The sequence below is a fragment of the Paenibacillus cineris genome, from assembly GCF_018333335.1.
GTDB lineage: Bacteria > Bacillota > Bacilli > Paenibacillales > Paenibacillaceae > Paenibacillus_AQ > Paenibacillus_AQ favisporus.
The window spans coordinates 3,499,368-3,517,541 of the sequence record NZ_BORU01000001.1 but is presented as its reverse complement, the minus strand read 5'-3'; the positions used below and the strand labels follow the sequence as shown (position 1 = coordinate 3,517,541).

At 58.4% G+C, this 18,174-nt stretch carries 16 protein-coding genes; 13 read left to right on the top strand and 3 right to left on the bottom strand.

The window, feature by feature from the left end; translation table 11 throughout:
• Positions 1-204: 204 nt before the first annotated feature.
• The 3 genes from KI379_RS16315 to KI379_RS16305 form a co-directional block, all read right to left on the bottom strand.
• Positions 205-1,791, bottom strand: coding sequence for a PucR family transcriptional regulator (locus KI379_RS16315; protein WP_212984210.1), 1,587 nt, complete (start codon positions 1,789-1,791; stop codon positions 205-207).
• Between the two features lie 170 nt (positions 1,792-1,961).
• Positions 1,962-2,498 (bottom strand): chromate transporter, encoded by a 537-nt coding sequence (locus KI379_RS16310; RefSeq protein ID WP_076171446.1) that lies wholly within the window; start codon positions 2,496-2,498, stop codon positions 1,962-1,964.
• Complete coding sequence (locus tag KI379_RS16305) at positions 2,482-3,081, bottom strand: chromate transporter (RefSeq protein WP_076171448.1); 600 nt, start codon at positions 3,079-3,081, stop codon at positions 2,482-2,484. The genes KI379_RS16310 and KI379_RS16305 overlap by 17 nt, the downstream gene beginning before the upstream one ends.
• 268 nt (positions 3,082-3,349) lie before the next feature.
• Here KI379_RS16305 and ggt point away from each other — a divergent pair, with 268 nt between their 5' ends.
• The 13 genes from ggt to KI379_RS16240 all read left to right on the top strand — a co-directional run bounded on the left by ggt (position 3,350) and on the right by KI379_RS16240 (position 18,154).
• On the top strand, positions 3,350-4,930 hold the full coding sequence (gene ggt / locus KI379_RS16300; RefSeq protein ID WP_212984209.1) for a gamma-glutamyltransferase: 1,581 nt from the start codon (positions 3,350-3,352) through the stop codon (positions 4,928-4,930).
• 189 nt (positions 4,931-5,119) lie between these two features.
• Positions 5,120-6,799, top strand: a complete 1,680-nt coding sequence (locus tag KI379_RS16295) for a CocE/NonD family hydrolase (RefSeq protein ID WP_212984208.1) — start codon at positions 5,120-5,122, stop codon at positions 6,797-6,799.
• A gap of 171 nt (positions 6,800-6,970) precedes the next feature.
• Positions 6,971-8,338, top strand: coding sequence for an amidohydrolase family protein (locus KI379_RS16290; protein ID WP_212984207.1), 1,368 nt, complete (start codon positions 6,971-6,973; stop codon positions 8,336-8,338).
• Positions 8,339-8,393: 55 nt separating this feature from the next.
• A complete protein-coding gene (gene wrbA / locus KI379_RS16285; RefSeq protein ID WP_212984206.1) occupies positions 8,394-9,098 on the top strand; it encodes an NAD(P)H:quinone oxidoreductase type IV in 705 nt (234 codons plus the stop codon).
• A 229-nt stretch (positions 9,099-9,327) separates the two neighbouring features.
• A complete protein-coding gene (locus KI379_RS16280; protein WP_212984205.1) occupies positions 9,328-10,140 on the top strand; it encodes an ABC transporter ATP-binding protein in 813 nt (270 codons plus the stop codon).
• A gap of 90 nt (positions 10,141-10,230) precedes the next feature.
• A complete protein-coding gene (locus KI379_RS16275) occupies positions 10,231-11,109 on the top strand; it encodes an ABC transporter permease (RefSeq protein WP_212984204.1) in 879 nt (292 codons plus the stop codon).
• A gap of 51 nt (positions 11,110-11,160) precedes the next feature.
• Positions 11,161-11,943 (top strand): cysteine hydrolase family protein, encoded by a 783-nt coding sequence (locus KI379_RS16270; RefSeq protein ID WP_212984203.1) that lies wholly within the window; start codon positions 11,161-11,163, stop codon positions 11,941-11,943.
• Entirely contained in the window at positions 11,940-12,392 is a 453-nt protein-coding gene (locus KI379_RS16265) for a cupin domain-containing protein (RefSeq protein WP_076171460.1), read from the top strand. The genes KI379_RS16270 and KI379_RS16265 overlap by 4 nt, the downstream gene beginning before the upstream one ends.
• Before the next feature lie 17 nt (positions 12,393-12,409).
• Positions 12,410-13,618 (top strand): amidase, encoded by a 1,209-nt coding sequence (locus KI379_RS16260; RefSeq protein ID WP_212984202.1) that lies wholly within the window; start codon positions 12,410-12,412, stop codon positions 13,616-13,618.
• Between the two features lie 15 nt (positions 13,619-13,633).
• Positions 13,634-14,464 (top strand): creatininase family protein, encoded by an 831-nt coding sequence (locus KI379_RS16255; RefSeq protein WP_212984201.1) that lies wholly within the window; start codon positions 13,634-13,636, stop codon positions 14,462-14,464.
• A complete protein-coding gene (locus KI379_RS16250) occupies positions 14,461-15,342 on the top strand; it encodes a fumarylacetoacetate hydrolase family protein (RefSeq protein WP_212984200.1) in 882 nt (293 codons plus the stop codon). The genes KI379_RS16255 and KI379_RS16250 overlap by 4 nt, the downstream gene beginning before the upstream one ends.
• Before the next feature lie 76 nt (positions 15,343-15,418).
• Positions 15,419-16,738 carry an FAD-binding oxidoreductase gene (locus tag KI379_RS16245; protein WP_212984199.1) on the top strand — a complete coding sequence of 440 codons (1,320 nt, stop codon included), beginning with the start codon at positions 15,419-15,421 and terminating at the stop codon, positions 16,736-16,738.
• 93 nt (positions 16,739-16,831) lie between these two features.
• Complete coding sequence (locus KI379_RS16240) at positions 16,832-18,154, top strand: 5'-deoxyadenosine deaminase (RefSeq protein WP_145132402.1); 1,323 nt, start codon at positions 16,832-16,834, stop codon at positions 18,152-18,154.
• Positions 18,155-18,174: the final 20 nt, after the last annotated feature.

The following is an 18,174-nucleotide window of genomic DNA, read 5'->3' as shown; positions in this document are numbered from 1 at the left end:
CATGATCATATTCGTATCTAGACCATACCTGCTTAAACCATCATTTCTGCGGATCTATACCGGTAAAAAAGGCGGCTTGCGCCTGACATTTACCGCCTTATCGCAAAAGCATCCTCCTGACCGGAGCGGCCGGTCTAAGGGGATGCTTTGTTGCGAATTTATAACGTGCTTGCTTGTGGGGCAGCGGGACCGTCCCGCTTCCGTTTACGTCCGCAGCATATCCCGGAACATTAGGACCAGTTTCAGCCGCAGTAGATGGTGATAATCTTTGAAGTCGACCTGAAGCAGCTCACTGATTTTCTCGAGCCGGTAGGCGGCGGTGTTGCGGTGTATAAACAGCTGCTTGGCGGTTTCGTGGATCTGTCCGTTGTTCGCCATGTACAGCTCCAGCGTTCGCAGCAACTCTTGGGCGGAGTCGGGGGCTCGGTCCTGAAGCGGGGCCAATGCCATTTCGACGAACTGCCGCATTTTATGAACCGGAACGGATTGGAAAATATAAGAGATTTCCACGTTGGCAAACTCGACGACAAAAGCGTCCAGGTTGAGCCGGGCGGCCGTGTCGCGGGCGTTCTGGCATTCACGGTAAGCCGCTTCCAACTGATCGGGCCGGGTTTTGATATGGCTCACCGTCATGCGCAGATGCCTGCCGGCTTTGGAGGCAAGCTCGAAAAAGACACGTGTCAACAGCTGAGGCAGCTTGCCGGAGCTTCGCGGGAGCTCAGAAGGAAAGATCGAGAGAATGGTGTCTTCGAGTTGAAAATGCAAAGGAGATAAATCTTTGAGCATCGGATGATAATGGAATTCCTGCTTGACACTCTTGAGCAGATGGTCGGCCCGGCCGGTGTATTCGGGATCGCATGTGGTAAGCACGCATTGGAAAGAACCGGTGCCGAAAGGGATGCCGTGGCTGGAAGCACAGGCAACGAGCTCTTCGGCGGAGACTTGCTGCTTGAGGTAGTTTTTCAGCATTGCCGCAAATTCGTTCTGGGTCGATTGGGTGAGATCGTTGCGTTCGACCGCGTTCAAATGGTAGCCGATAATTTCGGCCGCCTGATGGTACAGCCCTTCCTCCTCCTTCATCGGAATGCCGGGAGGAAGCCGGAAAATCGCCCGGCTGTTAAAATCATGCTCCTGGCCGGGGCTTTTCAGGGGCACGCACAGCAGTCTTCCCTGCTCGCAGCGGAGCCACTGCGGCGTATCTTTGAGCTGGCGTTTTTTGAGCAGCTGCATTTCGTCTGTGGTCAGGGTGCTGAAAAGCGTTTGGCCGCGCATGCCGGTGACGGCCAGGGGCACGCCGAGAATCTCGCGGATCCGGTCAAACAGGCGGCCCGTATCAACAGGGGATAGGGCGAAGCGGATGAGCTCCTTTTGTTTGTCCAGGACGTTTTGCAGGAGGAGCGTGTTCTTTTGAAGTTCGGCATTGAACAAGCCTTTCATTTGATCCGAGAACGTAAACGGAAAGGGAAGCTCGATAAGGGGAAAACCGAGGCGGTCTGCTTCCTGAAGCATTTCGTCGGGGACCGAAGCCCAGAACCGTCCAAGCTTGATACCAATTCCCGCCGCCCCTTTGTCAACCAGCTTCTGCAGCAGGCGGACCCCATCCGCGGGATTGTCCTTGATCAAATAGGCCGTCGTGAACAAGATATCCCCTTCCCGGACCCAGTCCGAAATATCGGGTGCATCCATCACGTTGACCGATTTGACGATACGGTTCAAACCGCTGCGGCCTGCGGTCAGTTTACCTTCAGAAAGCGGGTAAATGGTGAGTGCATCTTCGATGGTCAAATACATACAGTCATCATCCTTTCGCAACTGAACTCTGTCGAAACCCGAAACGTACAAGGTAAGCCCTTAGGGAAGGGCTGTACCGGATTGAATTCAATCATCGGGAAAGGCGGTTACTGCAACAGGGGATAGAATCGGACGGCCGTCCGGGTTCGCCAGGGCTACGGAGGGAAGGACTATCTTCCCAGAAAGATGCCTCCGTAAACAAAAGCGCCCACGATGACGAGCGCGGGATGAACTTTGCGGCGCTGCATCAGCCAGTACGAGATGAGGGCGATAGCGCCGAATTGGATCCAGCCGATGGAGAGTATCGACTCTTTGGAGCTTTGAATGGTGAGCTGCAGCATCATGACGGCGATAACAGGCTGCACGAGCAGTGTCATGCCCTTGACGGCCTGGGACTGCTTGTATTTCTGCAAAATTCGCATCAATACGATCAGGGCGACCGCGGAAGGCACGACGGTAGCGGCTTCGGCGGCAAGCACCCCCATCCATCCGGCGGCATCATAGCCCACGTAAGCGGCGATCTTCGTCGCGATCGGTCCGGGGAGCGAATTGCCGAGAGCGAGCATGTTGGAAAATTCAGCGCCCGACAACCAGTGGTAATGCGGCACGATCTCCCGGTACATGAGCGGAATGGAGGAGGGGCCGCCACCGTAGCCGAATACGTTGGCTAGAAAGAAGCCGATGAGGAGTTCAATCCATGTCTCCATGGCGGCGTTCCTCCTTCCGCTTGCGGGTTTCTTTTAGCTTGCCCATAACTTTAAAGTGTACCGAGCCATAGGCCAGCGCGATTGCAATCAGGATCGCCGGGTGCAGCTGCACCCACTCCAGCAGGACAAACGCAATAACCCCGCAGGCGAGCGCCATATATTTGCCAAGGCCTTTGACTGCCTTTTCGCCGAACTCGTAACACATTTGACCCAGCATGACGGCCACGACCGGAACGACCGCTTCGATCATGCCATGGATGATGCGGGACGAACTGAATACGTCGATAAAAGAGACTAGGGCGATCATCGCAACCGCAGTGGGTAGAATATGGGCGAGCAGCCCGACCAGCGCACCGAGCGTTCCTTTCAGGCGGTAGCCGAGATAGGCGGCCAACTTGGTCGCAATCGGACCGGGCAGCGTGTTGGCGATGGCCAGCACCTCCCCGAATTCCTCATCAGCCATCCACCTGTACCGGGAGACGGCCTCGTGCCGGATGAGGGGGACGGTCGACGGACCGCCGCCATACCCGAGAATTCCGGTCCGGAACATGGCGAGGGATAATTCTGCGTATGTTTTCAGCATGGTGCACTTCCTTCCTTGTCTATCAACTATTGTGACATTTCATCTCGGATTCGGGTAGGATGCGAGGGTCGCATTCTATAGGCACAGCTCTGGCATCATGGGAAAGGGAGCTGGACCGTTTCCGATGCTGATGATCATCCGTGCGGCATTGATGTTATTTAAATTTACACTATAACGGTTTTCCTTCAGGATGAAAAGTAGTTATTGCCAAAAAATCCTGCTGCATGTTAATTTAGTTAACAATTTAAGGATGCAGGAGGGATGAGTGATGAGGCAGGTTTCAATCGGCACGAAAACGATGGTGGTCAGCCCCCATGCACTGGCATCGGCCGCGGGTGCCCGAATATTGGAAAAGGGCGGGAATGCCTTCGACGCTGCGGTTGCCGTCAGCAGTACCCTGGCGGTCGTGTATCCGCATATGACCGGGCTGGGCGGCGATTCATTCTGGCTGTTGTACAGTCCCGGAGAGGGTGCAGTCCGGGGTTACAACGGAAGCGGCCGCTCGGGGTATAAGGCATCGCCGGAAGCATATGCCGGCGAGCAGGCCATCCCGACGCGGGGGATCCGCAGCGTACTGACCGTTCCCGGCATGGTGGACAGCTGGAGCGCCATTCTGCGCGAGTATGGTACCCTGCCGCTTGGGGACGTCCTCGAGCCGGCAATGACTTACGCCGGAGGGGGCTATCCGGTATCCCGCAGCCAGTACGCCAATACGAAGCTGTGCGCCGGGCTGCTGGCAGCGAATCCCTATTCGGCTGCAGCGTATTTGCGAGGCGGCGGTGTCCCGCCGGCAGGCACCCGCTGGATCCAAAGCGGCTTGGCCCAAAGTTTGCGCCGGATCGCGTCGAATGGCCGGGACGAATTTTACCGGGGCGGATTAGCCCGGGACATCACGTCATACATCCGGAAGTCCGGCGGGCTGCTGCTGGCGGACGATTTCGCCGATCATGAGGGCAATTGGGTTACCCCGCTCACCGGTTCCTATCGCGATCTTGAGCTGTATCAGCTTCCTCCGAATTCGCAAGGGTTTACGGGCATCGTGATCGCCCAAATGCTCGAACATTTTGATTTTAACAGTATTCCGCACGGTTCGGTAGCATTTTACCACGTACTGGTCGAGGCGGTGAAGCTGGCTTTCCGCGACCGCAACCTCGAGCTCACCGATCCGGATTTCCGGAATATTCCGGTGGAGCGCTTTCTGGATAAGGCCTACTGCAGGGAATTGGCGGGACGCATAAGCCGCGATTCGGCCGCTCCGCTCACCGCCGAACCGCTCGGCAGCGATACGGCGTATGCCGCCGTAGTGGACGGGGACGGCAACGCCGTTTCTTTTATCCAAAGCCTGTACTTTGAATTTGGATCGGGCGTGACGGCTGGGGAAACGGGCATTCTGCTGCAGAATCGCGGCTCGTTTTTCTCCCTGGACGAGTCTTCCGCCAACCGGCTTGAACCGCGGAAACGAACGTTTCATACCCTGATGCCTGCCCTCGCGCTCAAGGACGAGAAGCCTTACTTGCTCTACGGCTCGATGGGAGGGGAGGGGCAGCCGCAGACGCAGACGGCGCTCCTGACCCGGATCGTCGATTACCGAATGGACCCTCAGGAAGCGATTAACGAACCTCGATGGGTGTGGGGAAGGACATGGGGCGAAGCCTCCACGGAACTGAAGATGGAAGCCAGGGTGGGGGAGCAGGTGCTCAGCGGGCTTGCCGCCATGGGGCATGAGGTTCGAAAAATCGGCGACTGGGATGCCTTGACCGGGCATGCGCAGGCGATCCTTCTGGACGCTCACGGTTTTCGGATCGGCGGCTCGGACCCCCGCTCTGACGGAGCGGCGATCGGCTGGTAGTTCACCATATCATAAAGAAGTTATGAAATATGACATAGATAAACGGGTTCCTTGTGGCCGATGTCCAAACATCGGCCTATTTATTGTGCCTCGTCACAAAGATGCCTTCCGAACCGTTGTAGACTCCTGTATTGTCTGTTATAAAATGTAACATCTAACGAAAAACAGAATCACAATGGGGGGACAGCTGTGGAATTCGGACATGTGAAAGTGGAGAGGAAAGCAGCCTGCGTCATGCGGGACGGCATCACGCTGTATGCCGACATTTACCGTCCGGCGGAGGAAGGAACATACCCGGTACTGCTGATGCGGCAGCCGTACGGCCGGAAAATCGCCTCGACGGTTACATACGCCCATCCCGTTTGGTATGCTGCGCGGGGGTATATCGTCGTCATTCAGGACGTACGGGGGCGCGGGGATTCGGAGGGAGAGTTCACGCCATTCGTGAGCGAAGCCGAAGATGGCTATGATACGGTCGAATGGGCAGCCGGGTTGGAAGGGGCCAGCGGAAAGGTCGGCATGTACGGCTTTTCCTACCAGGGAGCGACGCAGTGGGCTGCCGCTTCGCAGCATCCGCCGCATTTGGCTGCCATCGCGCCTGCGATGACGGCGGCCGACCTGTACCACGGCTGGATGTACAAATTCGGCAGCTTTGATCTGCAGAGCTGCCTGCCCTGGGCCTATCAGCTGGCCAGGGATACGGCGAGAAGGAAGGACGACACGGAAGCCGAAGCGGCGTGTTCCCGCGTAATGAGCGATCCTTCCGGTGTGCTGGCCCAACTGCCGTTGGCCCAGGGGCACCCGCTGCTCGAAGCTTACCTCCCCGCTTATTTCGATTGGCTGGGTCATCCCTCGTATGATGAGTATTGGTCCCGGCTGAACTGGCTGGACGCCTTCAAGGAACAGCCGGTTCCGGCGCTGCATATCGCGGGCTGGTACGATTTTCTGCTGGAAGGTACGCTGCAGTCTTACAATGCACTGCAAGCACAGGAGAGTAGGCCGGACTGCTTTCACCGTTTGGTGGTCGGGCCATGGACGCATATTCCGTGGGGCCGCAAAGCAGGCGGAACGGACTACGGACCGAAGGCGGACGGCAATATCCACCTGGAACAGCTTGCCTGGTTCGACTATTGGCTGAAGGGCGAAGGCGGATCAGCCCTGAAGGAGCGGCAGCCGGTCCGTTATTATGAAGCCGGCAGCGGCGTTTGGGTCGAAGCCGAAGCGTATCCGGCCGGAGCGGAGGGCGACAGCCGGTGGTATTTAACCGGAACGCGGCTGCCTGCGAACGGGGCTTCCGGCGGCGGTCGGCTCGCTGCGGATGCAGGCGCGGAGCCTGGCCGGGCGGCGGACGTGTTCGTCTACGACGCGCGCCTGCCGATGCCGCTTCGCTCGGTGATGCCGCAGGACCGGAGCGCACAGCAGGACCGCTTCGAAATCCTGGTGTATACCGGGGAGCCTGCCGGCGCGCCGCTGCGGATCCTCGGCGCCCCGGAGATAACCGTCTCCTGCCAGGTGATGGACGGTCCTACCGACCTTATCGCCATCCTCACGCAGGTCACACCAGCGGGCGAAGCGAGGTTTCTGTCCGTGGGGCGCACGGAGATCGGCGCATCCGGCGGCATCAGCGGCTGGGAGACGGCGACGATCCGGATGCGGCCGCTGGCCGCCGAGCTCCCGGCCGGTTCGATGCTCCGGCTGGAGCTGAGCGGCAGCGCATACCCGCTGCTGCTTCGCCACCCCAACGGTATTCCGCTGCAGGAAGCCGCACGCCAAGGGCCGGATGCGCTGCAGATTGCCACAGTGGCGGTGGATGCCAGTGGAGGCGCCTCGTGGCTTCAGCTGCCGATTCTTGGTGACACCTCGGAATAAAGCGGACTATGAAATGAACCATTGCGTGACAAACGGAGCGGGAGCCTGCATTCAAACGCTTATTGCCCAGCCGGGTCGAACGCATATGCCCTTTATGTCCTCAGAGCCTGGCGCACGAGAGTACAGAAGTAGATAACATAAATACCGACGGATGAAAGGAGCGGGATTGATATGGAACAAGAAGTGGTGATCTTCAACGCCTCCCTGCCGCTGCAATCGGAAGAGACGCTGTACACGCTGGCCATCGGCGGCGGAAAGTGGACGTCGGTGACGGCCCAAACCGGTGAAGTGGAGGCTCCTGAAGCGGTGTGCCTGGACAAATGGAACGGATCCTCTGCGGATGCGCGGCTGCTGCTCGACGCAAAGGGGAAAATCGTTCTGCCGGGTTTCGTCGATGCCCATATGCATCTGGATAAAGCTTTTTCGCTCCCGCAGGTCGGGAATGTCTCCGGCACGCTTGGCGAAGCGGTCGTCAATTACGCCGCAGCCGCCCCAAGGTTTTCCAAGGAGGAGATCAAAGCACGCATCATGCGCTCGGCGCTGCAGTCCATTTCTTATGGAACGGTAGTGCTGCGCAGCCATCTTGATTTTCACATCAAGCATGGAAAAGACGTCGCGATGCGCACCATCGAAGCTGCGCTCGAAGTCAAAGAGGAGCTGAAGCCGTATGCTGAGCTGCAGCTGTTCCCGCTGCTCCCTTATTTTGAGCTCAGTGAAGCGGCGCTGGATACGGCCGAGGAATCGGTTGCGATGGGCGTGACGGGATTGGGCGGCGCCCCTCATCTTTCCCCCAACCCGGAACCCGACATCGACAGGCTGTTCGCCTTGGCCGATAAGCTGGGCTGCCCGGTTGATCTGCATACGGACGAGAGCGACGATCCGAACCAGCGGACGGCAATCCATATCGCCCGGCGCGCGATGGAACACGGCTGGAGGGGAAAAGTCACGGCAGGGCACTTATGCTCCTTAGCCGCCATGAAGGACGAGGATGCCGCCATGATCATTGGACTTATGGCCGAGGCAGGCATGGGCGCCGTTACGCTTCCCGGCGCGAATCTGTACCTGCAGGGCCGGCATGACGCCTTCCCGGTGCGCAGGGGGGTCACCCGAGTCAAGGAGCTGCTGGCGGCCGGCATTCCGCTGGCGGCGGCTTCAGACAATATGCATGACCCGTTTCACCCGTTCGGAAGGGGCGACCTGCTGCTGATTGGCCTGGTTACTGCCTATGCCGCCCATATGGGCAGTCCTGCCGAGATGCGCGAAGTGCTGCGGATGATCACCGAATACCCGGCCAGGGTAACGGGTGCTGACGGTTACGGCATCCTGCCGGGGAACCCGGCCCATTTTGTGGCGCTCGATGCCAGGACGCCGGAGGAACTGCTGACCATGCTGCCGGAACGCCGCTGGGTATGGCGCGGCGGCACCTGCCTGAAAGCAGCCCCGGCGAAGGAGAAATGGAGCTCCGCATTGTTACAGGGCTATTGGGAAGACTCATGCGAACGAGTCGACTTTGTCCAGAAACGTGCGCTCACGCTATGATTCGATCCGTTTGAAGGCATGCTCCGTTTCCACTATGCAATGAGGAGGTATGAGGATGAGCCGCACATTGGTGATTTATTACAGCGCATACGGCCATGTTTTGGACATGGCGCGGGCGGCCGCTGATGGAGCACGAAGGACGGGAGCCGAGGTCCGCATCTGCCGCATTCCCGAGCTGGAATCAGAGCGTAACCGGACCCCTTATCAGGATAAGCACTCCACCGGGGAGTCAGGCGAAACTTCGCAGCTGAAGACCCGTTTTAAGACGGTTGACCGCTTCGCCAAATACGAAGAAACAATGCGCCGGCAGCAGGACATACCGGTGGCCACGAACGAAGATTTAAGATGGGCGGACGGCATCGTCTGGGGATTTCCGACGTATTACGGCTCCATGCCCGCGCAGGTCAAACTGTTTCTGGAATTTGCCGGGGACCTGTGCGCCGACGGGAGCCTGGAAGGCAAACCGGCGGGTCTGCTGACGAGCACCGGATCGATCCATACCGGGCATGAAGCGAATGTGCTAACGTCGATGGTGCCGCTGTTTCATTTCGGCATGATCATGGTCGGGCTGCCCTATTCCGAAAATCCGGAATACTTGACCGCCGATCCGATCGGCTGCTCTCCTTACGGAGCTTCCACATTGGCGGGTCCGGACAGCAGCCTCAAACCGGATGAACGCGAACTGGTGATGGCCGGCCGGCTCGGACGGCGCGTGGCGCTGTGCGGGGAGGCCCTAAAGGCCCAAAGTTTTTTAAAATAACCGGTAACGGCAGAGGATGGCATCGATCGCCGGGGTATTTCATGAAAGTCCGGATGAATTCCGGGCTTTTTGTGTTAGATAATGTTACATAAATGATCATCCCTTTCGTAAATAAACCCAAAAGAATTGCGCATTATTGTAATTGACCACAAAAACAACGGATATTTATTGAGCGGTATAGGCATAGATGTTATTTATTATTACATAAAGGATTAGAGGAGGGCTGGAAATGTATACAGCACAGCAAACCGCAGCAAATCCGCAGCCGCCCGGAAGTCCCGGCGCTCCCGAGCTTTTGGTCGGCATGGACCAGATCGGCAAGGTATACCCGAATGGAACGATTGCCGTTCAGCAGGTCAATCTGCAAGCGGGGGAGGGTGAGTTCCTCTGTTTTGTCGGACCGTCGGGATGCGGAAAATCGACCATGTTTAACATGATTGCCGGCTTGACCGAGCCGTCGACCGGCCAGCTTTCGGTCCTCGGTACGACGCCGCGCGAAGCGCGGAAGCAGAACGAAATCGCTTTTGTGTTCCAGGAGCACACCCTGCTGCCTTGGGCGAAGCTTCTGGACAACGTGACGATGCCGCTGACCCTCCGCGGCGTTCCGAAAAAGGCTCGCAACGAAGAAGGCGAACGCGTGCTGGAATTGGTTGGGCTCAAGGATTACCGGAAAGTACTGCCGAGACAGCTCTCGGGAGGCATGAAGATGCGGGCGTCGATCGCCCGTGCGCTCATAGCCCGGCCGAAGCTGCTGCTGATGGACGAACCGTTCGGGGCGCTGGACGAAATCACCCGCCAGACGCTGCAGGATGAACTGCTGGGCATTTGGCGCCAGGATCAGAAGATGACCGTACTTTTCATTACCCATAACGTGTTCGAAGCGGTTTTTCTATCCACCCGGGTTGTCGTCATGACGCCGCGGCCGGGGAAGATTTCCGATATCGTGCCGATTGAGGCGCCTTATCCGCGTACGGATGAATTCCGGACCACGTCCGAGTTCGGCAAATATGTGCGCAGCATAACCGAAGTGCTGAATCACTGAGGCTCGCAGAAACCGGTGCTTGCTTTCCTGGATAATGGAAATTTAGAGGTGCATGGAAACATGCCACTTACGAAAGGAGTCGTTGAGGTCATGGAAAAAGCAGCAGTGAGCGCGGTTACCGATGCGGCGAAACAGGCTTCGCCGGCCGCGCCTATGGTCAGGAGGAGTGTCGGCAGCGGCAGCCACATCTGGGGGAAAATGGTGTCTCGGGTCGTACCGCCGCTGAGCGTATTCGTCTTCGTCGTCTTTGTATGGGAAATGGTGCTGCGGCTGACCGGCACCCCGGAGTACTTGCTGCCCAAGCCGTCCGATATCGTTCAAGCGGTGTCGCAGAACGGGCACAATCTGGTGGTGTCGGTGAGCACGACCATCATGGAGGCGGTCTTGGGATTTGCCCTTAGCGCCATTCTCGGCGTGGCCGTCGCGATTTTGCTTGCGCTGTCCAAAACGGTCGAACGGAGCGTGTATCCTTACGCGATCATTTTGCAGACGATCCCGATCGTGGCGATTGCGCCCATTATCGTCATCTGGTTTGGGGCCGGCATGAACGCCATCGTTATTATCGCCTTTCTGATCAGTTTCTTTCCGATTTTGTCCAATACGCTGATCGGGCTAAACTCGACCGAGCAGAACATGAAAAATCTGTTCTATCTGTACAACGCCACGAAGATGCAGACGATCTGGAGGCTCAGACTCCCGGCAGCGCTGCCCTACATTTTGGCCGGCTTCAAAATCTCCTGCTCCCTGTCGGTCGTCGGGGCCATCGTCGGCGAGTATATCGCAGGCATCGGCGGGCTGAACGGCGGGCTCGGTTACGCGATTACGGTCGCGGCGACGCGGATGCAGACGGCGTATTTGTTCGCCTGCGGCTTGTCGGCCGCCGTGGTCGGCATCGTCTTTTTCCTGCTGATCAATGCCCTGTCGAACCGGCTTCTGCGTTCTTGGCATGACTCGGCCATCGCCGGCTAACTGCATCCGCCAAACCGAGCGGCAAGTTTGCAGCAAAGGAGGGGGGTTCCCATGCACAGACTGGGGAATTCGAAAAATTACTGGAACGTGTCGGAGGAGCTGGCCGATTTGTCCAGGAGCGATCCCAAACCGCTCGTCACCGTGACCCTGCCGGCGCTGCCGCAGCGGATCACGCTGGATCTCGCCAAAACCGCCATCGTCATCATTGATATGCAGAACGATTTTTGCAGCCCGGGCGGATGGTTGGACTCGATCGGAGTCAATACCGCCCCGCTGCTGGCTCCCGCCAAGCCGCTTCAGCGGCTGCTTCCGGCCCTTCGCGAACAGGGGGTTCCGGTGCTGTGGGTCAACTGGGGCAATCGGGAGGACCGGATGAATCTAAGCCCTTCGGTGCTCCACGTATATAATCCGGACGGTGTCAGCCATGGGATCGGCAGCCCGCTGCCGGATACAGGCTCGAAGGTGCTGGAACAGGGGAGCTGGGGCGCGGCGCTGATTGATCGGATGGTACCGGAGCCCGGGGATATCCGGGTGGATAAATACCGTATCAGCGGTTTTTGGGATACGCCGCTGGACAGCATTCTCCGCAATTTGGACGTGAAGACGCTGCTGTTTGCCGGCGTCAACCTTGACCAGTGCGTGATGCATACGCTTCAGGACGCCGTATGCCTCGGATATGACGCCATTCTGCTGGAAGACTGCTGCGCGACAAGTTCTCCGGCTTACTGCGCGGAGGCGGCCTTATACAATATCAAACAGTGCTATGGCTTTGTTGCCGGTTCCGAGGATCTGCTGCAGGCCTGCACACGAAAAGAAAGGGATGAAGTGATATGATCGATGGTCTGGTTCTGGGGCATTTCGAGCAATGCGAGGTACGCAAAATTTCAAGCAAGGATTCCAACAAGTTTGTCATGCTGTGCGACGGGACGCAGGTGCCGTTCGTGTCCGTTGTGGAAATTTTCGACGCCGGCGGACAGACGCCGCCGAACGAGCACAGCGGAGCGTATGAGTATTTTTACGTGCTGGCCGGAGAAGGGATTGCCATCGTAGGCGATATAGAAACCGGGATTCGCACAGGATCGTTCTTCGTCGTTCCGCCCGGCAACAACCATCAGGTCAAAAATACCGGTGAGGGCAGGCTCTATGTTCTGACGACTATGGTGCCCGACGAGAAGTTTTCCGATTTAATCAAGTCAGGTCCGGCGGCAAGCCTGGACGAGGAGGATTTGGCGGTGCTGCGCGGAGCGGCTTTCCCGGGAGCGGCCGCTCCCGCGAACTCATAACGATTGGAGGAACTCGTATGCAGCCAGAATGCACGCCGTGGATTCGGTTGGGAACGGAGGCGAGACACGCGGAAGGCGGTCTCCTTCAAGGGCTCAACTTTGCCGTAAAGGACGTGTTTGCCGTAGCAGGACACACCAATGCTGCCGGCAATCCCGATTGGCTTAACACGCACAAGCCTGCCGTGAAGCATTCGGCCGCCGTGGAACGTCTGCTCGGCAGCGGAGCAAAGCTTCATGGAATGACTCACACCGATGAGCTGATGTTCAGCCTGAACGGGGAAAATGTGCATTACGGCACGCCGCCGAACCCTATCGCTCCAGGACATATTCCCGGCGGTTCCTCAAGCGGCTCGGCGTCCGCCGTTGCCTCCGGGGAAGTGGACTTTGGCCTTGGCACCGATACGGCCGGTTCGGTGCGGATTCCTTCCTCTTTTTGCGGTATTTGCGGATTTCGCCCGACGCACGGCGGCGTGCCCATGGACGGCGTCATCCCGCTGGCTCCGGCCTTTGACACGGTCGGCTGGATGGCACGCCGGGCAAGCACCTTGCTGCAGGTCGGCCGCGTGCTTCTCGAGAAACCGCTCGATGACGGCGGGAAATTCGCCCGAATGATGCTGCCGGTTGAAGCGTGGGCAGCTGCCGAGCCCGGCTGCGCCGAGTCGCTCCGCGGTGCGCTTGAATCATTCGGACCGCTTGGAGCTTTTGAATCCATCCATATGACGGACGGGGAACTCGCGGCGTGGGCCGGCATTTTCCGAACGATTCAGGGGTACGAAATATGGTCTGCCCATGGCGCATGGATCACGGCGCAGCATCCCCGATTCGGTCCCGGCATCGCCGAAAGATTTGCCTGGACCGCCACAATTACCGAGGGAGCGTACCGGGAAGCGAGCCAGCTTCAGCAAGCGATTGCTGCCCGGCTTGAGGCGCTTCTCGGAAGCGAAGGCGTGCTCGTTCTCCCGACAGCGCCTTGCGGAGCCCCCGTGATCGGGCTGCCCGGCGAGGAAATTGAAATGACGCGCACGCGGATTCTGCAGCTATCCTGCATCGCCGGGCTGGGCGGGCTGCCACAGGTTACACTTCCGCTGGCAAAGACGGACGGTCTGCCGGTCGGGCTGTCGCTTATTGCCGGCAGAGGCCAGGACCTGAAGCTGCTTCGATGGGCAGCGGATATCGAGGCGTCGATGAAGCCCGCGGCCGCGGCCGTGATCAACCAAATCCAATAGCAAAGGAACATGCCGATGTTTACACGATACGAAGGAGCAGCCTGGGAGGAGAGATTCCTGCCAAGGCTGACCAGCAAGCAGGTCAAGGAACTTCCCAAGGAAAGCACGCTGGTCATTCTGCCGGTCGGCGCGATCGAACAGCATGGACCGCATCTGCCTCTCATGACCGATACGCTGATCGGGGAGGCTACGGTGTCTCTGGCGCTCGAAAAGCTGAAGCCCGATGCGCGGGTGTGGCTGCTGCCGCCGGTTTCGTACGGCAAAAGCAATGAGCATCTCGGCCTGCCGGGAACCATTTCGCTGTCGGCAACGACCCTGCAGAGCGTGATCCTGGATATCGCGGAAAGCCTGCGGCTGAGCGGTTTCCATAAGCTGCTGCTGTTTAATACGCATGGCGGCAATACCGACTTGCTGAACGTGGTGTCCCGGGAAATCCGCATTCGCCATGATATGCTCGTCTTTTATTTATCGCCCTCCTCCCTGGGAGGTGCGGAAGATCTCATGCCCGCCGATGAACTGGAATACGGCATTCATGGCGGGGACTACGAAACGTCGATCGTGAAGGCCATCAAACCGGGATGGGTGCAGGATCAATGGCTCGTCTCGGAAACCCCGTCCATGACCGGGCAGAAATTTTTGACCCTTGAGGGGAAAATACGCTTCGCCTGGCGGATGGCGGACATTTCCGACAGCGGCATATGCGGCGATGCGACCCAGGCGACGGCAGCCAAAGGCAGCATCATTCAGGAACGGGTGACCGACATTCTAGCGGAGGTGTTTCGTGAGCTGAGCGAATTCGAGTTCAGCGATATCCGGGCCAAGGCGGAAGCGGGAGCCGAGCGATGAGGCTCGTAACTTTGGCGGGAAGCGGGCCAGGCAGCGCGGGCATCGTTGCAGGCAATCGGGTATTTCCCTTAACCGGGATCAATGAATCGCTTGGAACGGCTTGGCCGACGACCGTTCTGGAACTGCTGCGGACCGGCGAGGCGGCGGCACTGTCCGGATGGCTGCGGGAACGAGGGCAGGAGGTGCTGACCGCCATTCCCTCCGTTCCCCTGGAGCAGGCACATCTTGGCCCCTTGTATCATGGTGCGGTCAATGTCTGGGGCGTTGGCGCGAATTTCCGGAAAAAGGCCGCAGATATGGCCGTGGTGCCGCCGGAGCAGGAGCCTATCTGCTTCTTGAAGCCGGCAAGCACGATGATCGGCCCAGGCGAAGCCATTCTTCTTCCGGACGGGGCCGGACGCATTACCGCCGAGGCGGAGATCGGCCTGGTGATCGGTAAGACCTGCAAGCACGTCAGCCCCGAAGAGGCGCCGCACGTACTTGCCGGCATCGTTCCGACGCTGGATATGACTGCCCAGGACATCCACGCCCGTAACCCGCGGTTTCTTGGCCGCTCGAAAAGTTACGACACCTTCTTCAGTTTCGGACCGGAGCTGGTCAGCATGGACGAAATCGGGGATCTGGATGCACTGGATATACAGACCGTGCTTAACGGATCGGTCCGGTACAGAAGTAGTGTATCCGATATGATCTATTCCCCATGGTTGATTCTCTCGTATTTCTCGCGGATGATGACCCTTTATCCCGGCGACATCATCATGACCGGGACACCGGGATCGGTAGACATCCAGGATGGGGATACGGCCGAATGCCGGATCGGCTCCCTGCTTCCCTTGCGGAATCCGGTCGTTCAGGAACGGATTAGCACCGTTTTTTGAAATCGAAAGATTGTCCTCGCGAAATTGTTCTTCTATATGGAGTAAGCTGTGAATACAAAGAAAGCGGGTGGTTCTCATGTCAATGGTATGGAAGCCTGAAATGCCTGAAGCGTTCAGCGCACTGAGGCTGCTTACCGACGAAACGGCGGTCGAAAAGCTGTCGAAGGATTTTTATTGGTATTCCCCCGTGCTGAGCGGAAAACTGAAGGACAAAAAAGCGGATGCCGTTCTCGTGCCAGCTACAGTCGATGAAATCCGTGAAGCGCTGCGCATTGCTTACCGGCATCGGATCCCCGTCACTGTCCGCGGAGCGGGAACCGGGAACTACGGACAGGCGATCCCGCTCGAAGGCGGCCTGGTGCTGGACCTCAGCGGCATGAACGAAATCTTGGAGATTGGCAGCGGCTATGCCCGTGTACAGTGCGGCGTCAAGCTCGGCGTCCTGGAGAAGACGGCCCGGGAGCAGGGACAGGAGCTGCGGATTTACCCGAGCACTTTCGCCAAGGCGACGGTCGGCGGGTTTGTGTGCGGCGGCTCCGGGGGCGTCGGGTCGATTACCTGGGGTGACCTGTGGGACGGCAACGTGCTGGAGGCGACCGTCCTGACGATGGAAGAGGAGCCGCAGGTTTTCCGAGTCCATGGCGAGGATCTCAAGGACTATATTCATAACTACGGGACGACGGGCATCGTCACCGAGCTGGTCATTCCTTTGGCACCCCGGACCGAGTGGGCACAGGTGGTGGTGAACTTCGATCGCTTGGAAGACGCGGTCCGATTCGGGGAAGCGCTGGCGGAGGAAGCGGCCATCCCCAAACGGCTGATCACGCCGATGGAGTGGCCGATTCCCTCCTTCTTCAAGCCGCTGGAAAAAGTGATCGCATACGGCAAATCGGTGGTTTTTACCGAAATCGCCGGGCATGCCGCCGAAGCGCTGCCGGCACTCGCCGCAGCTTTCGGCGGGGAAATCGGCTATGTCATTGACCCTGAGAAGTACCGCAAATCGATCGGGCTGTCCGATTTTACCTGGAACCATACGACACTCTGGGCGCTGAAGCGTGATCCGGCTTATACCTACCTGCAAGCAGGTTTCAAGCGGGACTGCTACTTGGAGCAGATCCGGACGCTGAAATCGATGTTCGGGGACGAAATGCTGCTGCATTTTGAATGGATCCGCTCGAGGGGCAAACTCCAGCCGAACGGCCTGCCCGTCGTCCGCTACAGCACGGAAGAACGGCTGTACCATATCATAGACACCTGCCGGTCCATCGGTGTGGAAATTTATGATCCCCATACCTGGCTGCTGGACAATGGTGGACGCGGGGCTATACCCGGCATGCAAGAACGTAAGAGGCATAACGATCCGCTCGGCCTCCTGAATCCGGGGAAAATGGGCTGAGCAGCGGGGCAATGCGAAGGAAGAATCGTGTCCGGGAGAAGCGCATCCGTGCGGCATCTCCCGGACTTTCCGTACAAGAAGGGGGAAGCGCCTTTGACAACGACGATCATACGCAATGCCATCATCATGACAATGAATCCGGCCGATGAAATTATCCATGGCGATGTTCGGATTGAGGACAACCGCATTACTCATATTGGACCCGGCGCGCCGAGCGAAGCCGACCGGGTGATCGAAGCCGGGGGCAAAGTATTGCTGCCCGGCTTTGTGCAAACGCACATCCATTTATGCCAGACGCTCTTTCGCGGACGGGCCGACGACCTGGAGCTGATTGATTGGCTAAAACAAAAAATTTGGCCGCTCGAAGCCGCGCATGACGAGGAGTCGGTGTACTATTCGGCGCTGCTTGGCCTTGGAGAGCTCATCCGCAGCGGGACGACGACCATTCTCGATATGGAGACCGTACACCATACCTCTATGGCTTTTCAGGCGATCGAGGAAAGCGGCATTCGGGCGTTCTCCGGCAAAGTGATGATGGATCACGGCGATGAGGTGCCCCTGGCGCTGCAGGAGGATACGGATCGTTCCCTCCGGGAAAGCGTCGATTTGCTGCAAGTGTGGGACGGGGCTGCCGGTGGGCGGATCCGTTATGCGTTCTGCCCGCGTTTTGTCGTCTCCTGCACCGAGCGTCTGCTGACCGAAGTCCGGGATTTGGCAGAGCATTACGGGGTTCTGGTGCACACGCACGCGTCGGAAAACCGGGGCGAGATCGCCATGGTCGAGGCCGAACGGGGGATGCGGAACGTGATTTATCTGGACCATATCGGCCTTGCCCGACCGAATCTCGTGCTCGCGCACAGCATTTGGCTCGATGACGAGGAAAAGCGGATCATCCGCGAGCGCGGCGTCAAAGTCACCCACTGTCCGGGATCCAACCTGAAGCTGGCATCCGGGATTGCAGAAGTGCCGGAATTGATGCGAAGCGGTATCCCGGTCGGCCTCGGCGCGGACGGAGCCCCGTGCAACAACAACCTTGACATGTTTCAGGAAATGAGATTATCCGCATACATGCAGAAGGTGGAGCACGGCCCGACGGTAATGAACGCGAGGACCGTGCTGCGAATGGCCACGATTGGCGGAGCGGAAGTGCTTGGCATGGAACGGAAGATCGGAAGCATTGAGACGGGAAAACTTGCAGACCTGATTTTGCTGGACCTGGAAGATTACCATGTCTATCCTTCCTTTGACACGGATTGGTTCTCACGGGTCGTCTATGCCGCCACCCGCGGGGATGTTGAAATGGTGATGATCGACGGTCATGTTGTGATGGAAGGCAGGCAGGTGCTGACCCTGGATAAGCCGCGGGTACTCGACGGAGCGAACCGGGCCTTGCAAAAGCTGCTCCGTAGATTGTAATCCTACTTCAAGGAACAGGA

Coding starts and splice junctions, on each gene's coding strand:
- KI379_RS16310 (WP_076171446.1), bottom strand. CDS start 2,498: ATGGAGACATGGATTGAACTCCTCATCGGCTTCTTTCTAGCCAACGTA.
- KI379_RS16305 (WP_076171448.1), bottom strand. CDS start 3,081: ATGCTGAAAACATACGCAGAATTATCCCTCGCCATGTTCCGGACCGGA.
- KI379_RS16315 (WP_212984210.1), bottom strand. CDS start 1,791: ATGTATTTGACCATCGAAGATGCACTCACCATTTACCCGCTTTCTGAA.
- KI379_RS16280 (WP_212984205.1), top strand. CDS start 9,328: ATGTATACAGCACAGCAAACCGCAGCAAATCCGCAGCCGCCCGGAAGT.
- KI379_RS16250 (WP_212984200.1), top strand. CDS start 14,461: ATGAGGCTCGTAACTTTGGCGGGAAGCGGGCCAGGCAGCGCGGGCATC.
- KI379_RS16275 (WP_212984204.1), top strand. CDS start 10,231: ATGGAAAAAGCAGCAGTGAGCGCGGTTACCGATGCGGCGAAACAGGCT.
- KI379_RS16245 (WP_212984199.1), top strand. CDS start 15,419: ATGTCAATGGTATGGAAGCCTGAAATGCCTGAAGCGTTCAGCGCACTG.
- wrbA (WP_212984206.1), top strand. CDS start 8,394: ATGAGCCGCACATTGGTGATTTATTACAGCGCATACGGCCATGTTTTG.
- KI379_RS16255 (WP_212984201.1), top strand. CDS start 13,634: ATGTTTACACGATACGAAGGAGCAGCCTGGGAGGAGAGATTCCTGCCA.
- KI379_RS16290 (WP_212984207.1), top strand. CDS start 6,971: ATGGAACAAGAAGTGGTGATCTTCAACGCCTCCCTGCCGCTGCAATCG.
- KI379_RS16260 (WP_212984202.1), top strand. CDS start 12,410: ATGCAGCCAGAATGCACGCCGTGGATTCGGTTGGGAACGGAGGCGAGA.
- KI379_RS16265 (WP_076171460.1), top strand. CDS start 11,940: ATGATCGATGGTCTGGTTCTGGGGCATTTCGAGCAATGCGAGGTACGC.
- KI379_RS16270 (WP_212984203.1), top strand. CDS start 11,161: ATGCACAGACTGGGGAATTCGAAAAATTACTGGAACGTGTCGGAGGAG.
- ggt (WP_212984209.1), top strand. CDS start 3,350: ATGAGGCAGGTTTCAATCGGCACGAAAACGATGGTGGTCAGCCCCCAT.